The sequence below is a fragment of the Desemzia sp. FAM 23988 genome (assembly GCF_045528365.1).
In the GTDB taxonomy this organism is placed as follows: domain Bacteria; phylum Bacillota; class Bacilli; order Lactobacillales; family Carnobacteriaceae; genus Desemzia.
In genome coordinates this window covers 1-254 of record NZ_JBGQQS010000100.1, presented here as the reverse complement: position 1 = coordinate 254, position 254 = coordinate 1, and the positions used below count along the sequence as shown (strand labels likewise).

At 40.9% G+C, this 254-nt stretch carries 1 protein-coding gene; it reads left to right on the top strand.

Annotation, left to right across the window (positions count from 1 at the left end):
* Positions 1-254: hypothetical protein (locus ACEN4L_RS13615; protein WP_407097781.1), on the top strand; the 254-nt coding region annotated here is incomplete at both ends.

Below are 254 nucleotides of genomic sequence, written 5' to 3'. Positions count from 1 at the left end.
GAAACACTCAATGGCTATTATCATGTGCTCAATCAGATCCTAACGAAACAAGGCATCCCTTTAGCTTTTTTAACAGATAAACGAACGGTTTTCGAATACACATCAAAAGCCATGAAAGCGGTCGAAGGTAAGCCCGATGAAATTAACCGCATAGAAAGCCGGAAATTCTTCCTGTATGATAAGACTATCTTAATCAGAAGGAGGAATTTTTGTTATGCCAAAACAACCCCATCACACCATCGTCCCCGTCTCAC